The sequence below is a fragment of the Flavobacterium davisii genome (genome assembly GCF_042182265.1).
GTDB lineage: Bacteria > Bacteroidota > Bacteroidia > Flavobacteriales > Flavobacteriaceae > Flavobacterium > Flavobacterium davisii.
The window spans coordinates 2,287,315-2,308,450 of sequence record NZ_CP097869.1; the positions used below are offsets into that span (position 1 = coordinate 2,287,315).

Below are 21,136 nucleotides of genomic sequence, written 5' to 3' on the forward strand. Positions count from 1 at the left end.
AATGGCAGTTTGGCAGGAAAGAGCAGCGTTATTATTTAAAACAGAAGGCTTAGAAAAATTAAAAAATTCCAACGTTTTAATTGTAGGAATGGGAGGAGTAGGTTCATTTGCAGCAGAGTTTGTAGCGCGCGCTGGAGTAGGTAAAATGACAATAGTAGACGGAGATGTGGTAGATATTACAAATATTAATAGACAATTACCCGCTTTACATTCTACAGTAGGGCTACCTAAGGTACAGTTAATGGCAGCACGTATTAAGGATATAAACCCAGAAATAAATCTTACCGTTATAGAAGAGTTTCTTTCGCCAGAAAGAGCTTATGAACTTGTTACGGAAGATTTTGATTATGTTATGGATTGTATAGATAGTATTACGCCAAAACTCAATCTTATTATTGCAGCTAAAAAGAAAAAAGTAAAGATAATTAGTAATATGGGAGCAGGAGGTAAATTTGAAGCTAGTAAAGTATGTGTAAAAGATATTAGCAAAACAGATTACTGCCCATTGGCAAAACAAGTTCGTAAAAGATTAAAAGCAGAAGGGATTTCAGGAGGAGTAAAAGTAGTTTATTCACATGAAAGACCTGATTATTCAAGCGTAAAAATGACTGACGGATCTAATTTTAAAAAATCTTTTTATGGAACTAATAGTTGGATGCCCGCTTTATTTGGTTTACACGCGGCCGAAAAAGTCATTAGAGATTTGTTAAAAAAATAAAAATCCGCTTTATTTTTGCGGACTTTTAAGGTTATCAATGTGAGTATTTGTGGTGTCTTTTTTTACAGTACTCACTTTGGTAGCAACTTTTATAGGCCTAACAGGAAAATAAATTTCAGTTATCCATGAGGAGGCCGATTGAAATGTGGTACTATTTTTTATTAAAACTTCTATTTCTCGATATTTATCGCTTTTTTCTAATCTATTTTCTTCCATAAAAGCATAAATTTTAGGAAAAGCTTTTATCAGGTGAGTATAATTTCCTTTTACAGTAGCCTTTATAGTGCTTGAAGGATTAATCTGACCGCTTAAAATATCACTATCACTACTGGTGTATATTTTTTTCTTTATGGGTAAAGCAATTGAATATTTGAATTGATTTTTTATACTATCTTTTGAGTGATACACAATAAAAGGATACCCATTTGTAATTGTGTTCGTGTTTTTTAGTATTTGTTGTAATTGGGGGACAAAGCGTTTAATCATTAAAGGAATTTCTTCTTTTTTAGAAACAACAGGTCGTTGTATGTAATAAAGAGTATCTCTTTTTACAAAACCATCTAATTGTATTTGAAAACTGTTGATTTCTCTCGTTAAAGTTGTATTAACAAAGTTTAAAGCAGACTCAAAACGATCTTCAAAATCATTTTTAACACTTTTGCCTATGATACTAAGAAATTTATCTTTAAATGTTAGTTCTCCCTTGGTGAACCAAATAGCCTTTGTTTTATTTTTTAAAGTATCTTTAAAATTCAATACCAACTCATTTTGAACTTCATTAAGTATAACTTGTTGCGTAATGGATTCGTTGGGGATTTCTTGGGTTGAAATTATTTTAAATTTTTCACCTTTCCACGGATTGATAGAATCCCAATTGGTACCATCACTGATATATTTAAAAGCAATTTCTTTAGAAACGTCAATTAATTTTTCATGTTGTATCGTATATTTTCCATCTTTTGTGGCTACAAATACAGCGATAGTTCCCGTAAGCAATAGTGCTAGTAAAAATAAGTATTTAGCTACCTTCATGATCTTAAGTGTAAACCCATGTAAAGCTATAAAAAAATGTTAAAAACGCAAATTTATTATTGATTTTTCAGTATTGTCTTTATGAAGAATAAAATTCCGATAAAAATAAAAAAAGAGATAAGTATCCAAAAACTACCTCTATAATGTATTTTGTGTAATTTTATATCTTTTCTATAAGAAAAAATCATTAATACAACAAAACAAATAAAGAATGAAATTGCAAATAAAATTTGACCTTGGCTGAACATAGTTTTTTTTACAAAATTAAGTATTAGTATTGGGATATTTTCATTTTAGACCTTTTAATTCATTCTGTTAATAGTTATAATCATACAAATATGAAAAAACAAATCGAATCAGTCTCTTTATTTCATCAATCTTTTGGTTTAGGAATAAAGAAAGTGCCAAAGGCCGATTTAGGAAATGACCTAAATCAACTACGTTTTAATTTGATGAAGGAAGAAAATGAAGAATATTTAGAGGCAGTTCAAAATAATAATTTAGTAGAAGTAGCCGATGCTTTAGGGGATATGTTGTATATACTATGTGGTACAATTTTAGAACATGGATTACAAGAAAAAATAGAAGAAATATTTGAAGAAATTCAAAAAAGTAACATGAGTAAGTTAGGACTAGATGGGAAACCCATTTATAGAGAAGATGGTAAAGTATTGAAAGGACCTAATTATTTTAAACCTAATATAGAAAAAATTTTATTATAAGAAAAGGTCTTCTTTAAGTTATAAATAGGTTGGTATTATAAGCTTGAAGAAGACCCTATTCAGTCATTCATTAAAATGGTACATTACATAATGTTACCTTCTATAATTACTTGATCAATAAGATGACTTGTAAAACTGTAAGGTAATTGGTAGTAAGTAGGAATTTCCTTTGTTATAATTAGATTTGCTATTTTACCTTTTGTTATACTACCATGTGTATGGCTAATTCCCATGGCATAAGCTCCATTTAGAGTAGCTGCATTAATGGCTTCTTCGGGAGTCATTTTCATTTTAATACAAGCAGTAGCTACTACAAAATTCATATTTCCTGATGGAGTAGTCCCAGGGTTAAAATCAGTAGCTAGAGCCAGAGGAAGACCTGCTTCTATCATTTTTCTAGCAGGGGTGTAAGGTATGCTAATAAAGTATGAGCAGCTAGGAAGTGCTACAGGCATGGTATCGGATTTTTTTAATACTTCAATATCATGATCTGTTACAATTTCCAAATGATCAACACTAAGAGCATGATGTTTTACACAAGCTTCAATTCCATTAATTGCCGTAAATTGATTAACATGTATTTTTGCTTGTAAGCCATATTTTTGACCCGCTTCCATAATACGTTCTGTTTCTTCAACCGAAAAATAACCTGTTTCTAGAAAAGCATCAATGTAGTCTGCCAAATTTTCTTTAGCAATTAAAGGAAGCATTTCATTTATAATTAAATCGATGTAAGCACTATGGTCTTCTTTATATATAGAAGGAAAAGCATGGGCTCCTAAAAAGGTAGATTTTATTTTAATAGGATACTCGTTTGCTAATCTTTTGATTACTCTTAACATTTTAAGTTCTCCTTCAATGGTTAGACCATATCCAGATTTTATTTCAATAGCCCCTGTTCCTTGCTGTATAACTTCTTCTAATCTAATTTTAGATTGTTCAAAAATTTCTTCCTCAGAAGTTTCATTTAATTTTTTAGCAGAGTTTAGAATTCCACCCCCTTTTTGAGCAATTTCTTCGTAAGAAAGCCCCTTTATTCTATCTACAAACTCTTGTACTCTGTTTCCAGCATATACAAGATGTGTATGACTATCGCACCAAGTGGGTAAAACTACTTTTCCTTTTGCGTCTATAATTTGAGCATCTACGTTTTTAGGACAGTTATCCATAGATCCAAAATCAGTAATAAGATGATCCTCAATTAATAAATACGCATTTTCAATTTTGGGAAGTTCAGCCATTTCCTTTCCTGATACTTTTAGGACAGATTCTTCTCTTATTTGTAGTAATTCTTTTATGTTTATAATTAATTTTCTCATTTTGATTTAAAAAATATTCCTGCTAAAGTACTTTGTTTTACAGTATTCAACAACAAAAAAATATTTTTTTAAAATGTATTAATAAAATATAATTATGATTTTAATAATTATTTTGTTAAATTAGTGCGTTTATTTATTTAAAATAATTCTATTTATTTTATTGTAATAAATAAGAAGCGGTTAAATTTAGATTGTTTCAAGAAAATAGAGGTTAGTTATTTAATACAAAAAGCTGTTAAATTTTTTTTGACAGCTTTTTTTTGTTTTTTTAAACATATTTTTGTGTATACCAAAATCGAAATTCATCTTGCGAAAAATAAAATATAAAAAAGGGAAAAAAATTATACCGACTCTTTTAGAGTATACTGGAGGTTATAAAAGTATTCCAACTACAATGCAGTTATTTGTTTATGATACCTATACTTTAATAGAAAGTGCCGATGGTTTTTTTGAACAAATGATAGTAGATGTAGATTTAAATAAACAAAATTGGATCAATATTCATGGACTAACAGATTTAGAGAAAATTCAAAAAATAGGGGCTTTCTTAGATGTTGATAAATTTATTTTAGGAGATATTCTCAATACAACTAAAAGAACTAAAATAGATGAATATCATAACGTCTTATTTTTTAGTATCAAGTCTATTTTACCTATAGAACATTCAGATAATATAAAAGTAGAGCAAATATCTTTTTTGTTAAAAGAAGGTGTTTTAGCTTCTTTTCAAGAAAAAAAAAGCGATTTCTTTGCTCATATAAGAGAACGTATCAGAACACATTCAGGTATAGTACGTGATAAAGAAGTAGATTATTTGTTATATCTTTTATTAGATGCTATTATAGAAAATTTTTTTATTACTATAGAAGCAGAAGAAGATAAGGTAGAGGAATTAATTAATATATCTAAAACTAATTCAAAGCCTGAAATATTAGAACAAATAGAAAAACATCGAGATAATTTTAATTTTTTGAAGCGTTCTATTATTCCTTTACGGGATTCATTATATTCTATAAGAAGTACAAAAGATGATAATGTGTTTAATGTAATAAAAAAAGAAAATTTTAGTTTTTTTGATCGATTACACCAAAAGTGTTTAGAATTATTAGAGCAAATAGAATATGATTTGACAACATTAGATAGTGCATCAAATTTTTATTTTGCTTCACAAAGTCATAAGATGAATGAAGTAATGAAAACTTTCACCATCGTTTCGATCTTTTTTATGCCATTAACATTTATAGTAGGAGTTTATGGGATGAATTTTGATAATATGCCAGAATTACATTGGAAATATGGTTATTTTATGGTTTTAGTTTTTATGGTAGTTTTGTTAATTGCTATGGCAATTTATTTTAAATGGAGAAAATGGTTTTAAATCTAAAAGTAAAATTATTTTTTTAAAAATAGCCCTTTTAAATAATAAAAAAACAGGAATAATTATTGGCTATAATAAATAGTATTTTTACTTTTGTAGAGTATACAAAAAATTCCGGAAAATGTTTGAATTTCAACAGTATTTAGGTTTCTTACTTTTCTTAACCATTTTAACAATGGGATTTTGGTTAATGATTTTCTTGATTAATTTCGTATTCTACTGGGTAGGAGGTTATTTATGGAATGAATATAAAGAAAAGAGAGCCAATAGAGAAAGTTTAAAACAATAATTTTTATTGTTTTTAAAAGCCCCTATAAGGGGCTTTTTCATTATATTATCCTCCTAATAATCGTTGTCATTGCCTTCGTTATGTGTTTTAGGTTTAGTTTCTTTCTCCGTTTTAGATTTATTAAAACGATAAGTAAAAGATAAAGTAGCAACACGCATACGATTTTGCATCTCAGAATAAGAATTTACACTAGGCAAATTTAAGTCACGAATCATTTTACGTGAATTGAAAACATCATTTACATTAAAAGCGATAGTGGCTTTGTCTTTTAGTATGTCTTTGCTAAATCCTAAATTAAGCACTGCAATTCCTTTTTGAACTCCCTGCGCAATTTTTTGTGATGCGTTGTAAGTGAAATTAGATTGAAAATCAATTTTATAAGGTAAATTAATTCGTGAGTTTATACGTCCTGTCCAAGTGGAAGATTTGAAATTGAAATCTTGAATAATTAATTCGTTTTTTGTATTAGTGTATTGATAATCACCTTTTGTAATATTATAAAAAAAGTTAGCATTTGCATTTAACTTCCACCATTTTTTTAAGGTGTAATTAGCTGTAACTTCCAAACCATATTTATCATCTGTTGAAAGATTAAAAGGCATATTAATAATGACAGGAGTACCATCAATAAAATCGCCTCTTTCTTTACGAACAATTTGAAACGCATCGGTTGTATGATTTAAATATACAGAGGCATTTAAGGTTAATTTATCCCATTTTTTTAAATACCCAATATCAAAAGCATCACTATAAGCAGGATTAATATCTGGGTTACCTTGAAATAAATTAATATTACTAGTATAAGAAGCAAACGGATTGATAAAACGATCTCTAGGACGCGTAATACGTTTGCTATAGTTGGTTGATATACTAGCATTTCCTTTTAATTCGTAGGTTAAAAAAATACTAGGAAAAAAATTATTATAATTCTTTGAATTAAAAAGTAGCGAAGTTAACTGATTGATTTCAATATGAGAGTTTTCAAAACGTAAGCCTAAGAGATATGAAAATTTATTGATTTTAGAACCAAATTGAGTATAAAAAGCGTTTACATTCTCTATATAATTCATTTTATTAGTAAAACCTATAATATTTTCGAAATTACCAGTTGTCGGGTTTAAATTCTGTACTGAAAAATCGGCCAGTAAGTTTACGAAATTACCACGATAACCCGCTTCAAATTGAGATTCTTTATTAAAAGGAAGGATATAATCTAATTGAAGTAAATTTCTTAATTGAGTATCATGTTTTTTACTACGTTCATTTCTAATGAATTGATTGTTATCCAAAATTGTTTGAAGAATATCCGCATCATCTTTATCCGTATTTTTTGAAAAGGCACCATCAAAAGTAATTTTATGACCTTCTTTTTTAAATTTTTTAGTAAAATTAGTCGTATATTCTACATTATCTTCTGTTGAAACTAATTGATTATCACGTTTAGATGTGTTTTGATAAATTCTATTAGAATTAAAGTTATAATATAAAACATCTTCATTGTTTCCTCCTTTATTGTTTCTGTAATTAAAAACATTTGTCCAAGATGTATTTTTATTAAGGGCAATCTCCATACCAAAATTTAAATTGATTCCCTTAGAGTATTTTTCACTTTCTCTTCTTTCTTCTAAATAGGATGCCAAAAGACCTGTTTTCTTATTAAAAGTTTCTTGATCAATTTTGGTTCTTCCAGGGTTATTTCGATCATTATAGCCTATGGTAGAAAAGAAATTCATTATTTCATTTTTGTAATTTACATTAGCAGAAATGCTATTGTTTTTAGGGATTCCAGCTGCAATTATAATACTGCCGTTTATTCCTTGGTTTTTGCCTTTTTTTAGAATTATGTTGATAATTCCTCCGCCTCCTTCAGCATCATAACGAGCAGACGGAGTGGTAACCGTTTCTACTTTATCTATTGCATCTGCAGGAATCATTTTTAGAGCATCCGTTACACTTACTGCATTAGTAGGTTTGCCATCTATCAAAATTCTAACATTTTCATTACCTCTTAAAGCAACAGTTCCTTCACTACTAACAGATATAGAAGGAATGTTGTCTAAAACATCACTCACCGTTCCTCCTCTGACTAATATATCCTTACCTACAGTAAAAACCTTTTTATCCAATTTTAGATCAACTGTTGTTCTTTCAGATCGGACTACTACTTCACTCAACGTTTTAGCATCAGGCTCTAAAGAAATAATTCCAACATTTAAATTTTCATTATATAATTTGGAATTACTTATTAGAGTCTTAAATGATAAATATTCGTATTTTAAGATAAAATTACCTGATACATTTTGAAAAGTAAATTCTCCTTTTAAATCTGTAATAGCACCATTAACAGGTTTGTTAGTGGTCGGATTAATAACCGTTATTGTAGCATATTCAAGAGGTTGTTGTGTCGTTTTATCAACAAGTTTGCCTGTAATCGTAATTTTTTTTAAAAATGTTTTTTCCTGTGCATTTATAGAAATGATAGAAAAAGCAAAAAATAGAAAAAATATTTTTTTCATCTGAAGGGGAATTAATGAGCAAATGTAATGGGTATATTTTGCTAAAAGGATTAATAAAATGTTAATATCTATTATAAAATTTCATTGATTCGTTCAGTAGGTCTGGCAATAACAGCTTTATCTCCTTTTACAACAATGGGTCTTTCTATAAGTTTTGGATGTAGAATCATTGCTTGAATAACTTCTTCTTCATTTAATTCTTTTGATTTAAAGTTTTCAATCCAAATACTTTCTTTTTTTCTTACTAAATCAATAGCTGGTATATTTAATTTTTTTAATAAGTCCTTTAATTCCTCTGTAGTAGGTGTGTTTTCTAAATAATTAACTACTTTAAAATCTTCATTTTGATTTTCTAAAAAGCAAACACCTTCTCTTGATTTCGAACAACGTGAATTATGGTAAATTGTAATCATAATTTAATCTATTTTTTTTGTAACAAAAATAGACTAAATTGCTCTTATAGTTAAATAATAATAATATGTTTTTAGAACAAGCTTTTTTCAGGGGAAATAAATTTTGGAAATATCTCTTAGGGACATTTATAGTTTTTATAGCAGCTTTAATTGGGCAAATACCTTTTATGATGGTTGTTTTTTTAAAGTTAGAAGAAAAAGGAGATACTATTTATGGTAAAAATGAGGTAGCTCTTTTACAAGTGTTAGATACTAATTTTGGACTTTTTCTTATGTTGTTGAGTTTTGTTTTTGCTTTTTTAGGCTTTATTTTTGTTGTTAAAATTGTGCACAAACAATCTCTCATAAAAATTATTACAAGTAGAAAAAATATAGATTGGAATCGTGTGTTTTTTTCATTTGCTATTTGGGCTCTTTTTCAAGTTATAATAACGGGTTTTTCTTATTTGTTATCACCAACAGACTTCCAATGGAATTTTGAATTAAAATCATTCCTATTATTGTTTTTAATAGGCGTATTAATGATTCCTATACAAACAACTATAGAAGAATTGATGTTCAGAGGTTATTTAATGCAAGGTTTTGCATTTGTTTCTAAAAATAAGTTATTCCCTTTAGTTCTTACTTCTTTAATATTTGGATTACTACACATGAGTAATCCTGAAGTGGATCAAATAGGTAAAGTGTTGATATTGTATTATATAGGAATAGGTTTTTTTTTAGGTCTTATTACCTTGTTGGATGAAGGAATGGAACTTTCCTTAGGTTTTCATGCAGCAAATAATTTAATAACAGCTTTGTTGGTAACTTCTAATTGGACTGTCTTGCAAACAGCATCTATATTAAAAGATGTATCCAAACCTGAATTAAGCATTGCTCTTTTTTTACCAATATTCGTGGTATTGCCTCTTTTATTCGTTATTTTTTTAAATAAATACAAATGGCGTAATTGGAAAGAAAAATTAATAGGGACTATTTTTATACAAGATAAATGATAACAATTCATCCTAATTTTAAATTAAATGATGTATCGTATGATACAGAAACTTTACTTCTTTGGGCAAAAAGTAAGATAGAGGAAGGAGGAGATTATGAAAAAAATGCAGCAATCTTTATTTTAGAATGGTTAGATGTTTATTCTAATGTAAATGTACAAACATCAGGAACTACAGGAAATGCAAAAAAAATGATGCTAAAAAAAAGCGCCATGGTTTATTCCGCCCAAAGTACAGGTGCTTTTTTTAAATTAAATGCAGGATCAAAAGTATTATGTTGTTTGCCTGTGAAATATATTGCAGGAAAAATGATGCTGGTAAGGGCAATGGTATTAGGATGGGATTTAACGCTTGTAGAGCCAAGTTCGTCTCCTTTAAAGGACTCTTATATTGAATATGACTTTGTAGCTATGGTTCCTTTGCAAGTAGAAAAATCATTAGATGAATTACTCAGAGTCAAAATTGTACTAATAGGAGGAGCTAAAGTAAATCCAGTTTTGACCCAAAAGTTAATACAAAACTCTATTAATGCTTATGAATCTTATAGTATGACTGAAACAGTTACACACATTGCATTAAAAAAAATAGGAACAAAAAATTTTAAATTATTGCCTGGAGTAGTAATTGAGCAAGATAATAGAGGATGTTTAGTAATAAATGCTCCTAATATTAATGAAGAGATATTGGTTACAAATGATTTAATAGAATTAGTTTCTGATTCAGAATTTATTTGGAAGGGAAGAGTAGATAATGTTGTAAATAGCGGGGGAATAAAATTATTTCCAGAACAAATAGAAGCTAAATTGATACCTAAAATAAAAGAACATTTCTTTTTCTATGGTTTACCAGATCAAAAATTTGGAGAAAAATTAGTATTGGTCATAGAAGGAGAAGCTTATGAATTAGATTCTTCTATTTTTGAAGAATTAAGCTTGTATGAAGTGCCTAAACAAATAATTTTCATAGCTAAATTTGAAGAAACTGAGACAGGTAAGATAAAAAGAAAAGAAACAATGTTAAAAAACAAGTTAATATAAGGAAAAGACCTATAAATAAAAAAGAAAATTCTTTTACTCGAAAATCAAGATTAATTTTAGTATGATTTGCTCCGTGAAATGCGTAAGTAAATGCTTAAATCTTAATGAATATACTTTATGTTTCTGAATGTATTAGTTTCGTCTGCTCACTCCGTTCTAGTTTTATTTGTTAACTAGAGCGAAGCGATTGAACGAACTTAAAGAGGTTGTCTAAAATAGTAATCTTACATACTACTTGTTATACAATAAGATAAGTTGTATTATCAGTACTATATTGGATTAAAATGATAAAATGGCGATTTTTTAGAATAACCTTATTTTTGAGATGTTTTAATGAAAAATAAAAAATATTATCTCAAAGTAAAACTAGTTTTAGCTACTAATTCAGTTTTATCAAAAACATTTACGAAAAAAGTTCCTTCTGAAATATCTTCTACAGGAAGATCTTTTTCTACTTTTACCGTTTTGTTTTCATAGCGTACAGAGGATACAAAGCTGTATGTAAGCATTTTGTCTCCAAAGCTTTCGATTTTTTTATCGCCTAATACATTGTTTTTACTATCAATAATTTGGACATAGTATGATTTATCTCCTGATTTAGCAATTTGATTTTCTGCTATTGTAAAACTAATTTTTAAAAGATTAGCACGACTTGCTTTGTCTGTAACAATTTGTTTTCCACTGCTTTTTTGTTTAACAGCTGTTGTTTGTAGATTTACAATAGATAATTTAGACCCTTTTTCGATTGCTTTAGCAAGCATGTTATTTTTTGAAATTAAGGTATCATTTATTGAACGAGATTTTTTTAATACAGTATTAGTACTATCAATTTTAGTATTAAGTGTTGCATTTTCTTTTTTTAATCCATCAATCTGTTTGATTAAATTGGCAATTTTAGATTTCAGTTTTTGAACTTCATCTTTATATTTCATAATAGCTGCCGTATCTGTATTTTTTGTTTTTTCTAATTCAGTCATTAATTGCTGAATTTTTTCTTTTTCGGCCATTAATTCCTCTGTCATTGTGGTGTTTGATTCCATAGCGGTTTCTAAAGATTGCTTCGTTATTTCTAAATCTTTCATTAAAGCATCTTTTTCATTTGTTACTACAGATAAGGTATTTTTAGAATCTTCACTTAGCTTGTAAATATAAACTAAACTGGATGTTAACATCATTAATAAAATACCTATAACAACTTTAAAACCTACGTTGCTAGATCTTTTTGGAGCACTTCTTTGCATATTAAATTTATTTATTTAGGGTTATTATAGTATGCTAAAATAATTTTTTAATGTGATTGTAGCAAGGAGTTAACGTAATTTTACATAAAAATAGTATTTTTGACTCAATATAATTTCGTTCCCCAATGGAAAATTTAATTCGTTTTAGACAATCTGATCTTTCTAAAATTACGGTTTATCGTAATGGAGAAATAAAATTTGGAGAAAAAATTCAAATCGTTCCCAAAGATGAAGAGGTCTTTAGTTTTTTAAAAAAAAGTGATGCTAGATACGTACTTTTAGGAATTCCTGAAGATATAGGTATACGAGCTAATTTAGGAAGAAGAGGTGCTAAGACAGCTTGGGAAAGTACTCTTCAAAATGTAGCTAATATACAACATAATAAGTTTTGTAAAGGAAGTCAAATTATAATCTTAGGTCGTGTAGATGTTTCGCAAGAAATGAGTCAAGCAGAAGATTTAGATCCTAATAATCCAGATGATCGTAAACAATTATTTAAAATAGTTGAAAATATAGATAAAGAAGTTTCCCATATTATTTACCACATTATAAAGGCAGGTAAAGTACCTATTGTAATTGGTGGAGGGCATAATAATGCTTATGGAAACATAAAAGGAACTGCATTAGGATTAGGAAAATCCATCAATGCCGTAAATTTTGATGCCCATTCTGATTTCAGAATTTTGGAAGGAAGACATAGCGGTAATGGTTTTTCCTATGCTTTTGAAGAAGGCTTTTTAAAAAATTATTTTATTTTTGGATTACATGAAAGCTATACATCTAAAAATGTCTTAGATATTATAAAAAGTAAAAATGATCGGGTAAAATATAATACCTATGATGAAATTAAAATCCGTCAAGAAAAACACTATCAATCAGAATTAAAATTAGCTTATGAACATATAAAAGGAGATTCGTATGGAATTGAAATTGATCTAGATTCTGTTCCTAATATACCTTCTAGCGCTATGACTTTAAGTGGTTTTTCTGTAGAAGAAGTAAGGCAGTTTTGCTCCTTTTTTGCTAAACACAAAAATGCTAGCTATTTACATATTTGTGAAGGAGCTCCTTCTTTAGGGGAGGATAAAAACCCTCAATTAGTTGGTAAATTAATAGGTTATTTAATAACTGATTTTATAAAAGCACATTCTTCAGTCTTAAAATAGTACCTTTGTCCAAATTATATATATATGACTTTTGAACAGTTTAGTTTTCATCGAAATATTGTAGAGTCAATAAAGGAAGCGACCTATACAAATCCTACTGAAATACAAGAAAAAGCAATCCCAATTATTTTAGAAGGAGAAGATTTAGTTGGTTGTGCACAAACAGGAACAGGAAAAACGGCTGCTTTTGCTATACCTATTTTAAATTATTTAATTCCTATAGTAGGATCTATTAAAAAACGAAAATATATTCGCACCGTTGTTTTAGCTCCTACTCGTGAATTAGCGTTACAAATAGAAGAAAGCTTTAATAAATACGGAAAATATACGAATTGCACGACACTTACTATTTATGGTGGTGTACCCCAAACTACTCAAGTAGAAAAATTAAAAGAAGGAATTGATATATTAATTGCCACGCCAGGACGATTTTTAGATTTAAATAAACAAGGAGTAATTGATATCAATCATCTACATCATTTAGTGATAGACGAAGCTGATTTAATGCTTGATATGGGATTTATTAATGATGTAAGGAAAATAACAAAAATAGCGCCTCAAAACAGACAAACACTTTTGTTTTCTGCCACAATGCCTATAGAAATTAGAGAAATAGCAGAAGAATTTCTTAAAAAACCCAAGTATGTAGAAGTTAAATCAACTATTAATAACAGTCAAAACATAGTACAATCAATTTATTTTGTTGAAAAAACAGATAAAAAACAACTTTTAGTACGAGTTATCAAGCAAGAAAAGCTAGTTAATACAATAATATTTGTAAGAACTAAGCAAGGAGCTGAAAATCTTGTTGAATTTTTACAAAAGAATCAATTAAATTGTGATGCCCTTCATGGAGATAAATCACAAAATGCACGCCAAAAAGTATTAGAAAATTTTAAAAATAAAACAATTGATTTTTTAATAGCAACAGATGTTGCTTCAAGAGGAATTGACATAGATCAACTACCTGTAGTCATTAATTATGATTTGCCTAATATTCCAGAAACATATATTCACAGAATAGGTAGAACGGGTAGAGCAGGACATTCTGGTATTGCTATTTCATTTTGTGGTAAAGATGAAGAAATATATTGGAAAGATATTATTAGATTGTTAAAAAATAAAGTAACAACGGTAGATAATCATCCTTTTCCTTGGAAATCTTCCAATAATAATGGTAAGAAACGAAACCCTTCTTCTAATAATCAGGTAGCTACTAGTGTAAGTAGCAACTCGTCAAAACAAAGAAGCGGAAAAAAATCGAGAAAGTCAGATAATTCTAAGAAAAATAAAAAACGTTGGTATTAAGCTCTATAAATAATCAAAATAAAAAGAAGTTTATATAAAAAGACTTTACTTGCCCTTTCATTTCATTTATTTTTTTAGAAAGTAAAAACAGAATGAATTGAAAGGGTTAAGTAATATTTGTATTAATAAAGATAGTTTTTTCTTGTTTTAAAAGAATAATTTAAGATATTGAAATGTTTTATAAGATTATTAAAAACTATTATCACCATCTAATAATTTGCCAAATCCACCTAGCAAACTACCTTCTTCCTTACTTTGTCCTCCTATATTAGATGCTGCAATAACGCGTCCAGCTAGACGACTAAAAGGGAGAGATTGTATATATACCACACCAGGACCTCGTAAGGTTGCATAAAACATACCTTCTCCACCAAATAAAGTATTTTTTATACCTCCTATAAATTCTATATCATAATCTATATCTTTGGTAAAGCCTACAATACATCCAGTATCAATTTTTAAAATTTCTCCTGGCTGTAATTCTTTACGAGCCAAAGTGCCTCCTGAATGCACAAATGCCATGCCATCTCCTTCTATCTTTTGCATGATAAAACCTTCTCCGCCAAATAAACCTCTGCCTAGTTTTTGTGAAAATTCAATACCTATTGAAACTCCTTTTGCTGCACACAAAAAAGAATCTTTTTGGCAAATAAATTTACCACCATATTGCATTAAATCTAGTGCAATAATTTTTCCAGGATAAGGAGAAGCAAACGAAACTTTTCTTTTTGAAAAATCTTGATTCTGATAGGCGGTCATAAATAAACTTTCACCTGTTAACACTCGTTTACCAGCACTTAAAAGTTTACCTAAAATACCAGTGCCTTGAGCGTTTGAACCATCGCCAAAAATAGTTTCCATTTTAATCCCATTTTCCATCATCATAAAGCTACCAGCTTCCGCTATGACGACCTCTTGAGGATCTAATTCTATTTCTACGTATTGCATTTCTTCACCATAAATATGGTAGTCTATTTCATGTGCCTGCATTTTCTAATTTTTATTATTTGCTTATAAGTTTTATATTACAAGAAAATGTTACAAAATAACTCAAAATTTAACCATGTATAGTTTCTTTTTTACCATAATTTATAATGATACTTTCCTCGTAAGTAATCCACTCTTTCCAGCGGTTATCTACATAATCTCTTTCGCCGTATTTTCTAGCAAAATTTAAAAAAACAGTATAATGATTAGCTTCAGAAACCATTAGTTCTCGGTAAAATTTAGATAATTCTTGATCTTGAATGTTTTCAGAAAGTACTTTAAAGCGTTCGCAACTTCTGGCTTCAATCATAGCGGCAAATAGCAAACGATCAATCATAGATTGTTCACGGCTTCCATCTTTTTTTAAAAATTTGGTTAGTTGTCCTACATAATCATCTTTTCGCTCGCGTGTAAATTCATAATTACGTTCTTTAATAATATCATGAACCATTCTAAAATGATCCATTTCTTCAATAGCTATTTTAGTCATTTCAGTTACCAGATCTTCTTTTTCAGAATTATTGATGATGAGATTAATTGCGTTAGTTGCCGCTTTTTGTTCACACCAAGCATGATCTGACAAAATTTCAGCAAGGTTTCCTTCTGCTATATTAGCCCATCTAGGGTCTGTTTTTAATTTTAATCCTAACATATAAAAATGATTGAAATACAAAATTACATTTTTTACTCCTAATTTATAATTGTTATTTTGCATAAAAAAAGACTTGAATACAGTTTTATTTATAGGTTTAGTTTTTCCAGAACCCACTTCTTCTGCGGCGGGGACTAGAATTGTACAACTCATTAACTTATATAAAGAGTTAGGATATGAAGTAATTTTTGCTTCAACTGCGCAAAAAACAGAAAACTCATTTGATTTATCATCTATTGATGTTTTAGAATATGCTATTGAGTTAAATCATAATAGTTTTGATGATTTTATTTTAAATCTTGATCCTGTTATGGTTGTTTTTGATCGTTTTATATCAGAAGAACAATTTGGTTGGCGTGTTGCTACAGCTTGTCCTAAAGCAATACGTATATTAGATTCAGAAGATTTGCATTGTTTACGTTATGCTCGACATACAGCCGTAAAGAAAAATAATGTTTTTGATACAAAAGACTTATTAGAGGAACCCTTGGCTTTAAGAGAAATAGCTAGTATATATAGGTGTGATTTAACATTGATTATTTCTGAATTTGAAATGGAAATTTTACAAAATATTTTTAAAATAGATAAATCGTTACTATTTTATCTACCTATATTTTATTCAAATAAAACTAAAACACTTGCTTATGAAGATCGAGTAAATTTTGTTTTTATAGGAAACTTTTTACACGAACCTAATTATGATGCTGTTGTTCAGTTAAAAACAATTTGGAAAGAAATACGTAAAGAATTACCTACTGTAAATCTTACCATATATGGAGCTTATGCTTCATCTAAGATAAATCAAATGAATAATGAAAAGGAAGGTTTTTGTATTAGAGGTAGAGCATCTTGTGTATACGAAATACTGGAGCAAAGTAAGGTACTATTAGCTCCCTTACGATTTGGCGCAGGAATAAAAGGAAAGTTATTAGAAGCTATGGTAGTTAATACTCCTTCCGTTACCACATCTATTGGTGCTGAAGGAATAAGTACTCCAAAGTATTGGAATGGTTATGTAACGAATGATATGAATGATTTTGTCAAAAAAGCAATAAATCTGTACAAAGAAAAACAAATTTGGGATAAAGCATGTAAAGAAGGAGAACGAATTATTTTTACAAAATTTAAAAAAGAATTATACGAACAATTATTCAAAGAATTAATTTTAAAAATAAAAGAAGATATAAACCATCATAGAAATCAAAATTTTATAGGAAAATTATTATTACAAAATCAATTTGCAGCCACAAAATATATGTCAAAATGGATAGAAGAAAAAAATAAAAAAAAGATCGTTTAAGAGAGACGTTTTTTTGTATTTTTAATAGGAGTTTAGAATAAAAAATAAATTTATATTTTTGATTAAGGTTTTGTATTTTCAAATGATTCAGTTGTCAGGATTAAATGTTTACCAATCATCTTGGTTCTTACTTTTTTTCCTATTTGTTGCTTTTTTTGTATTTTATTATTATTTTTTTAAGAAATCTGTGGTTAATCGTGAAATGATGCGTGATTTTTCAGATTTCGATGGTTCTTATGAACAATATCGCTTGTATTTTTTATTTGTAGGGATAGGATTAGCTTTTATAGAATTTACCGTTATTTTTTTACACTTAAGAGAAAAAGAAGTTTTTCCGATTAATTTTACAGTAGCTAGTATTTTACTTTTTGTGTATGCTGCTAGTTATAAAATTTCATTTATAGAAAAGCATTTAAGAGCGTTTTTTACACTCATGTTTTTTACGTACTTTTTAATTACCTTATTACGTATTGTTGCACATCCAGAATATATATTTACTTATTTTGACTGGATTGTTTTATTCTTTTTTTCATATTATCTTTTTACTACCATAAACTATTATTGGGTTTTTGTAGTGTTTAACTATATGTTAATAATATTTTTGTTTTTTTATGAAATACTTAATGAAGTAATGTTTGTTACTTTAGGAAATAGTTGCTTAATGATTTCTCTAATCAATCAGGTACGCTATATTATAAAATATAAAACAAAAGATAATTTTTTATTTACCAATAATGCTATTAATAAAAAAGCAACGTTAGTTATAGCAATCAATAAAAATGGAACAATAGTTTATTGTTCTCAAAATGTAAAAAATATTTTAGGATATACAGTTGAAGATTTACAAGGAATGAGCTTTTTAAGTCTAATTGAAGATCCTGAGTTTACAATTGAAAATTATAAAAATAATCAGGAGTTTTATACTCGTAAGGTATTAGCAAAAGAAGGAACCTACAGATATATACAATGGAAAAATGTTAAGAACTTAAATGATATTTATTTAAGTATTGGACAAGATATTACAGGATTAATTGATTTAGATCATCAGTATAAAAATTTAATAGAAACAGCTACTGATATTATTTATGAAACAGATCGAAGAGGTAAATTTACTTTTGTTAATACATTTGCTAAATCCTTATTTAATTTAAAAAATGAAGATATAATAGGACAAAATTTAATTCTTTTTATTAGAGAAGATTATATAAGAAAAGTACTTAGATTTTATCATTCTAATTTGTTAGGAAGAAAAGAGGCGTCTTCAATAGAGTTTCCTGTTGTTATTAATGAAAATACAGAATTATGGTTGTCTCAAAAAGTTAATGTAAAAAGAAATCAAAAAGGAAAAGTTTTAGGGTTTTCAGCAATAGCAAGAGATATTACCTTGCTTAAAAATGTAGAAATACAACAAAAGAATAGACAAAAGAAAAATGAAATTTTTAATAAAACAATAAATAAATTAGCTACTTTATCTTACAAGGAAGAAGAAACTTTTAGTGATAGAATAAACCTTATACTAAAGTCTACAGCAAAGGGAGCCCTGATAGATAGAGTAAGTTATTGGACTTATGATCCTTTAAGCCTTCAGTGTTTTTCTTTATATGATCTAGAATTAGATGAATTTAAAAAAGGGTTGGTTTCTTTTAAATCAGATCGTCCTAACTATTTTGAACACTTCGAAAAAGAACAATTAGTAGTAGCAACTGATGTCTATGAATACTTTGGTACAAATGAATTGGTAGATGATTATTTCCTTAAAGGAGAAATCAAATCAATGTTAAATCTTCCTGTTTTCATAAATGGCAAATTATGTTCCTTATTAAGTTTTGAAACAACAAAACAAAAAAGAGTATGGGATAATGATGATATTAATTTTGCAAGATCAATAGCGGATATCGTTTCCTTAGCAATTGAAACATATAAGAGAAGAGAAACAGAAGAAAAATTAGAAGAAAAAACAAAAATATTAACAGCAATTGCAGTTTCTACAGAAAAATTACTTAAAAATAATAACCTAGATCCACTATTTGAAGATGTCTTTTCTATAGTAGGACAAGCGACAAACATTGATAGAATTTATTATTTTGAAAATAACGAAGCAGAACATTATTTTAGTTGTAAAAATGAATGGGTAAACAGAGAAAAAGATATACAACCTCAAATTAATAATAAAGCCTTGAAAAAAATGTTTCACCAAGAGAATTTAATTTACTATGAAACATTGTCAAAAAAAGAAGTTTTTAGAGCTAAAAGTGCTCAAATAAAAGATCCTTTTATTTACGAAAGATTATGTTCACAAGGAATATTGTCTATTTTACTATTTCCTATATTTATAAATAATGTATTTAGAGGTTTTTTAGGATTTGATGATTGTTCAAAAGAACGTGAATGGGCAGAGGAAGAAGTTAGTATATTGCAAATATTAGCCAATAACGTTTCTATTACGATAGAAAGAATAGAAAATTTAAATCTGATAGAAGAATCTCAGAAACAGTTTAAATTGTTAGCAGATAATATACCAGGTGTCGTGTTTTTGTCAGAATATAATCAAAAGTTTTCTAAAATATATATTAGCGATAAAATAGAAAATCTGACAGGATATACGCGTGAAGAATTTTTAGATGGTCAAGTATATTTGATTGATTTGACACATAAAGAGGATAAAGAAAAAGTAATATCTGAAAATAAAAAAGCATTTGAATCAAATAATCCTTTTCAATTAATCTATAGAATTAAGAGAAAATCAGGTGAATATATTTGGATTGAAGAGTTTAGTGATACCGTAATTAAAGATGGTAAAGTGTCTTATATAGGAGGAATTTTAGTAGATGTAACGGAAAAAAAAATAATAGAAAAAGAAATTAAAGCCCGTGAATATGCAGAAACCTCTAATAAAGCTAAGTCTGAATTTTTGGCTAATATGAGTCATGAAATTAGAACACCTTTAAATGCTATTATTGGATTTTCTGGTTTAATGAAACAAACTCAATTAAATCATATTCAAAATGAATATTTATCAACAGTAAATGAATCAGCTAAAATTTTATTAGAGGTGGTAAATGATATTCTTGATTTTTCAAAAATTGAAATGGGAAAATTAGAGTTAGAGTTTAAAAAAACTAATCTCTATGATTTGGTCTTGCAAATTGTTAAAATAATACGTTTTGATTCTGAAAAAAAAGGTATTGCTTTAGATTTTATTTTTGACGAAAGAATTCCTAAATACGTTTTAATTGACCCACTAAGAATAAAACAAGTCTTATTAAATTTATTGTCAAATGCCGTTAAATTTACAAATGAAGGAGAAGTAGTTTTAGAATTAAAGCTTAAAGAAATTGAAGGAAATAAAATAAAAATTCAATTTTTGGTTCGAGATAGCGGAATAGGGATCAAAAAAATAAGTCATCAGAGAATTTTTGAACCTTTTTCTCAAGAAGACAATTCAACAACCAGAAAATATGGAGGAACTGGCTTAGGATTGACAATATCTAATAATATTTTGACTCTAATGGGAACTAAACTTCAGTTGGAAAGTGATTATAAATTAGGAAGTACCTTCTTTTTTGAATTAGATTTAGTTTTTTGTTCTCAAGAAGAAAAATGTGTAGAAAATTTAATTCATAATTCAGATGTTGTTGTTTGTGAAAATTTTTCTGCTGAATATTTAGATAGAATCAAAGAATCGAAGTTTAAAGTATTGATAGTAGAAGATAATAAAATTAATATGATGTTGGCTAAAACTCTATTAAAGAAAATTTGGCCTAATTTAATTCTTTTTGAAGCTGAAAATGGAGTTGTTGGAGTTGAGAAATACATTCAAAACACTCCAGATTTAATACTACTAGATATTCAGATGCCTTTAATGAATGGATATGAAGTTACATTAGAAATTAGAAAAAAAGATAAGAATATTCCAATTATAGCTCTTACGGCAGGTACTATTAAAGGTGAAAAAGAAAAATGTTTAGAAGTAGGGATGAATGATTATATATCTAAACCTATAGATAAAGATTTTTTTGAAAAAACAATGTTTAAATGGTTAAATCAAATAACTAAAAAATAA

General features: G+C 27.9%; 17 protein-coding genes. 10 read left to right on the forward strand and 7 right to left on the reverse strand.

Going from position 1 to position 21,136, the window contains the following annotated elements; translation table 11 throughout:
* Position 1 precedes the first annotated feature (1 nt).
* Positions 2 to 718, forward strand: a complete 717-nt coding sequence (locus NAB20_RS09765; RefSeq protein WP_105197107.1) for a ThiF family adenylyltransferase — start codon at positions 2 to 4, stop codon at positions 716 to 718.
* 9 nt (positions 719 to 727) lie between these two features.
* Here NAB20_RS09765 and NAB20_RS09770 read toward each other — a convergent pair whose 3' ends face one another.
* The gene (locus NAB20_RS09770; protein WP_088394822.1) at positions 728 to 1,750 is read right to left on the reverse strand and encodes a GyrI-like domain-containing protein; all 1,023 of its coding nucleotides are present in this window, start codon (positions 1,748 to 1,750) and stop codon (positions 728 to 730) included.
* Positions 1,751 to 2,088: 338 nt separating this feature from the next.
* Between NAB20_RS09770 and NAB20_RS09775 the strand changes: the two genes are divergently transcribed.
* Positions 2,089 to 2,472, forward strand: a complete 384-nt coding sequence (locus NAB20_RS09775) for a nucleoside triphosphate pyrophosphohydrolase family protein (protein ID WP_105197104.1) — start codon at positions 2,089 to 2,091, stop codon at positions 2,470 to 2,472.
* Positions 2,473 to 2,555: 83 nt separating this feature from the next.
* Here NAB20_RS09775 and hutI read toward each other — a convergent pair whose 3' ends face one another.
* The gene (hutI, locus tag NAB20_RS09780; protein WP_105197103.1) at positions 2,556 to 3,791 is read right to left on the reverse strand and encodes an imidazolonepropionase; all 1,236 of its coding nucleotides are present in this window, start codon (positions 3,789 to 3,791) and stop codon (positions 2,556 to 2,558) included.
* A gap of 307 nt (positions 3,792 to 4,098) precedes the next feature.
* Here hutI and corA point away from each other — a divergent pair, with 307 nt between their 5' ends.
* Together corA and NAB20_RS09790 are read left to right on the forward strand one after the other, a co-directional pair.
* The gene (gene corA, locus NAB20_RS09785) at positions 4,099 to 5,169 is read left to right on the forward strand and encodes a magnesium/cobalt transporter CorA (protein WP_375605055.1); all 1,071 of its coding nucleotides are present in this window, start codon (positions 4,099 to 4,101) and stop codon (positions 5,167 to 5,169) included.
* A 121-nt stretch (positions 5,170 to 5,290) separates the two neighbouring features.
* Positions 5,291 to 5,458 (forward strand): hypothetical protein, encoded by a 168-nt coding sequence (locus NAB20_RS09790; RefSeq protein ID WP_014165448.1) that lies wholly within the window; start codon positions 5,291 to 5,293, stop codon positions 5,456 to 5,458.
* Positions 5,459 to 5,511: 53 nt separating this feature from the next.
* On the opposite strand, the gene NAB20_RS09795 is transcribed toward NAB20_RS09790, so the two are convergent.
* Positions 5,512 to 7,974, reverse strand: a complete 2,463-nt coding sequence (locus NAB20_RS09795; RefSeq protein WP_105197101.1) for an outer membrane beta-barrel family protein — start codon at positions 7,972 to 7,974, stop codon at positions 5,512 to 5,514.
* A gap of 71 nt (positions 7,975 to 8,045) precedes the next feature.
* Positions 8,046 to 8,387, reverse strand: coding sequence for an arsenate reductase (glutaredoxin) (gene arsC / locus NAB20_RS09800; RefSeq protein WP_105197100.1), 342 nt, complete (start codon positions 8,385 to 8,387; stop codon positions 8,046 to 8,048).
* Between the two features lie 65 nt (positions 8,388 to 8,452).
* Between arsC and NAB20_RS09805 the strand changes: the two genes are divergently transcribed.
* Positions 8,453 to 9,382 carry a lysostaphin resistance A-like protein gene (locus NAB20_RS09805; RefSeq protein WP_375605056.1) on the forward strand — a complete coding sequence of 310 codons (930 nt, stop codon included), beginning with the start codon at positions 8,453 to 8,455 and terminating at the stop codon, positions 9,380 to 9,382.
* Positions 9,379 to 10,419 (forward strand): AMP-binding protein, encoded by a 1,041-nt coding sequence (locus NAB20_RS09810; protein ID WP_240668944.1) that lies wholly within the window; start codon positions 9,379 to 9,381, stop codon positions 10,417 to 10,419. The genes NAB20_RS09805 and NAB20_RS09810 overlap by 4 nt, the downstream gene beginning before the upstream one ends.
* Positions 10,420 to 10,769: 350 nt before the next feature.
* On the opposite strand, the gene NAB20_RS09815 is transcribed toward NAB20_RS09810, so the two are convergent.
* Entirely contained in the window at positions 10,770 to 11,660 is an 891-nt protein-coding gene (locus NAB20_RS09815; protein WP_088391874.1) for a hypothetical protein, read from the reverse strand.
* Between the two features lie 125 nt (positions 11,661 to 11,785).
* Here NAB20_RS09815 and NAB20_RS09820 point away from each other — a divergent pair, with 125 nt between their 5' ends.
* Positions 11,786 to 12,826: a formimidoylglutamase gene (locus NAB20_RS09820; RefSeq protein ID WP_088391872.1), complete on the forward strand. Its 1,041-nt coding sequence runs from the start codon at positions 11,786 to 11,788 to the stop codon at positions 12,824 to 12,826.
* Between the two features lie 24 nt (positions 12,827 to 12,850).
* Positions 12,851 to 14,134, forward strand: a complete 1,284-nt coding sequence (locus NAB20_RS09825; protein ID WP_375605057.1) for a DEAD/DEAH box helicase — start codon at positions 12,851 to 12,853, stop codon at positions 14,132 to 14,134.
* A 189-nt stretch (positions 14,135 to 14,323) separates the two neighbouring features.
* On the opposite strand, the gene NAB20_RS09830 is transcribed toward NAB20_RS09825, so the two are convergent.
* Both NAB20_RS09830 and NAB20_RS09835 read right to left on the reverse strand, forming a co-directional pair.
* The gene (locus NAB20_RS09830; RefSeq protein WP_088391868.1) at positions 14,324 to 15,124 is read right to left on the reverse strand and encodes a TIGR00266 family protein; all 801 of its coding nucleotides are present in this window, start codon (positions 15,122 to 15,124) and stop codon (positions 14,324 to 14,326) included.
* A 67-nt stretch (positions 15,125 to 15,191) separates the two neighbouring features.
* On the reverse strand, positions 15,192 to 15,773 hold the full coding sequence (locus NAB20_RS09835; RefSeq protein ID WP_088391890.1) for a tRNA-(ms[2]io[6]A)-hydroxylase: 582 nt from the start codon (positions 15,771 to 15,773) through the stop codon (positions 15,192 to 15,194).
* A gap of 73 nt (positions 15,774 to 15,846) precedes the next feature.
* On the opposite strand from NAB20_RS09835, the gene NAB20_RS09840 reads away from it, so the two are divergent.
* Both NAB20_RS09840 and NAB20_RS09845 read left to right on the forward strand, forming a co-directional pair.
* Positions 15,847 to 17,073: a glycosyltransferase gene (locus tag NAB20_RS09840; protein WP_375605058.1), complete on the forward strand. Its 1,227-nt coding sequence runs from the start codon at positions 15,847 to 15,849 to the stop codon at positions 17,071 to 17,073.
* Between the two features lie 58 nt (positions 17,074 to 17,131).
* On the forward strand, positions 17,132 to 21,136 hold the full coding sequence (locus NAB20_RS09845; RefSeq protein ID WP_375605059.1) for a PAS domain S-box protein: 4,005 nt from the start codon (positions 17,132 to 17,134) through the stop codon (positions 21,134 to 21,136).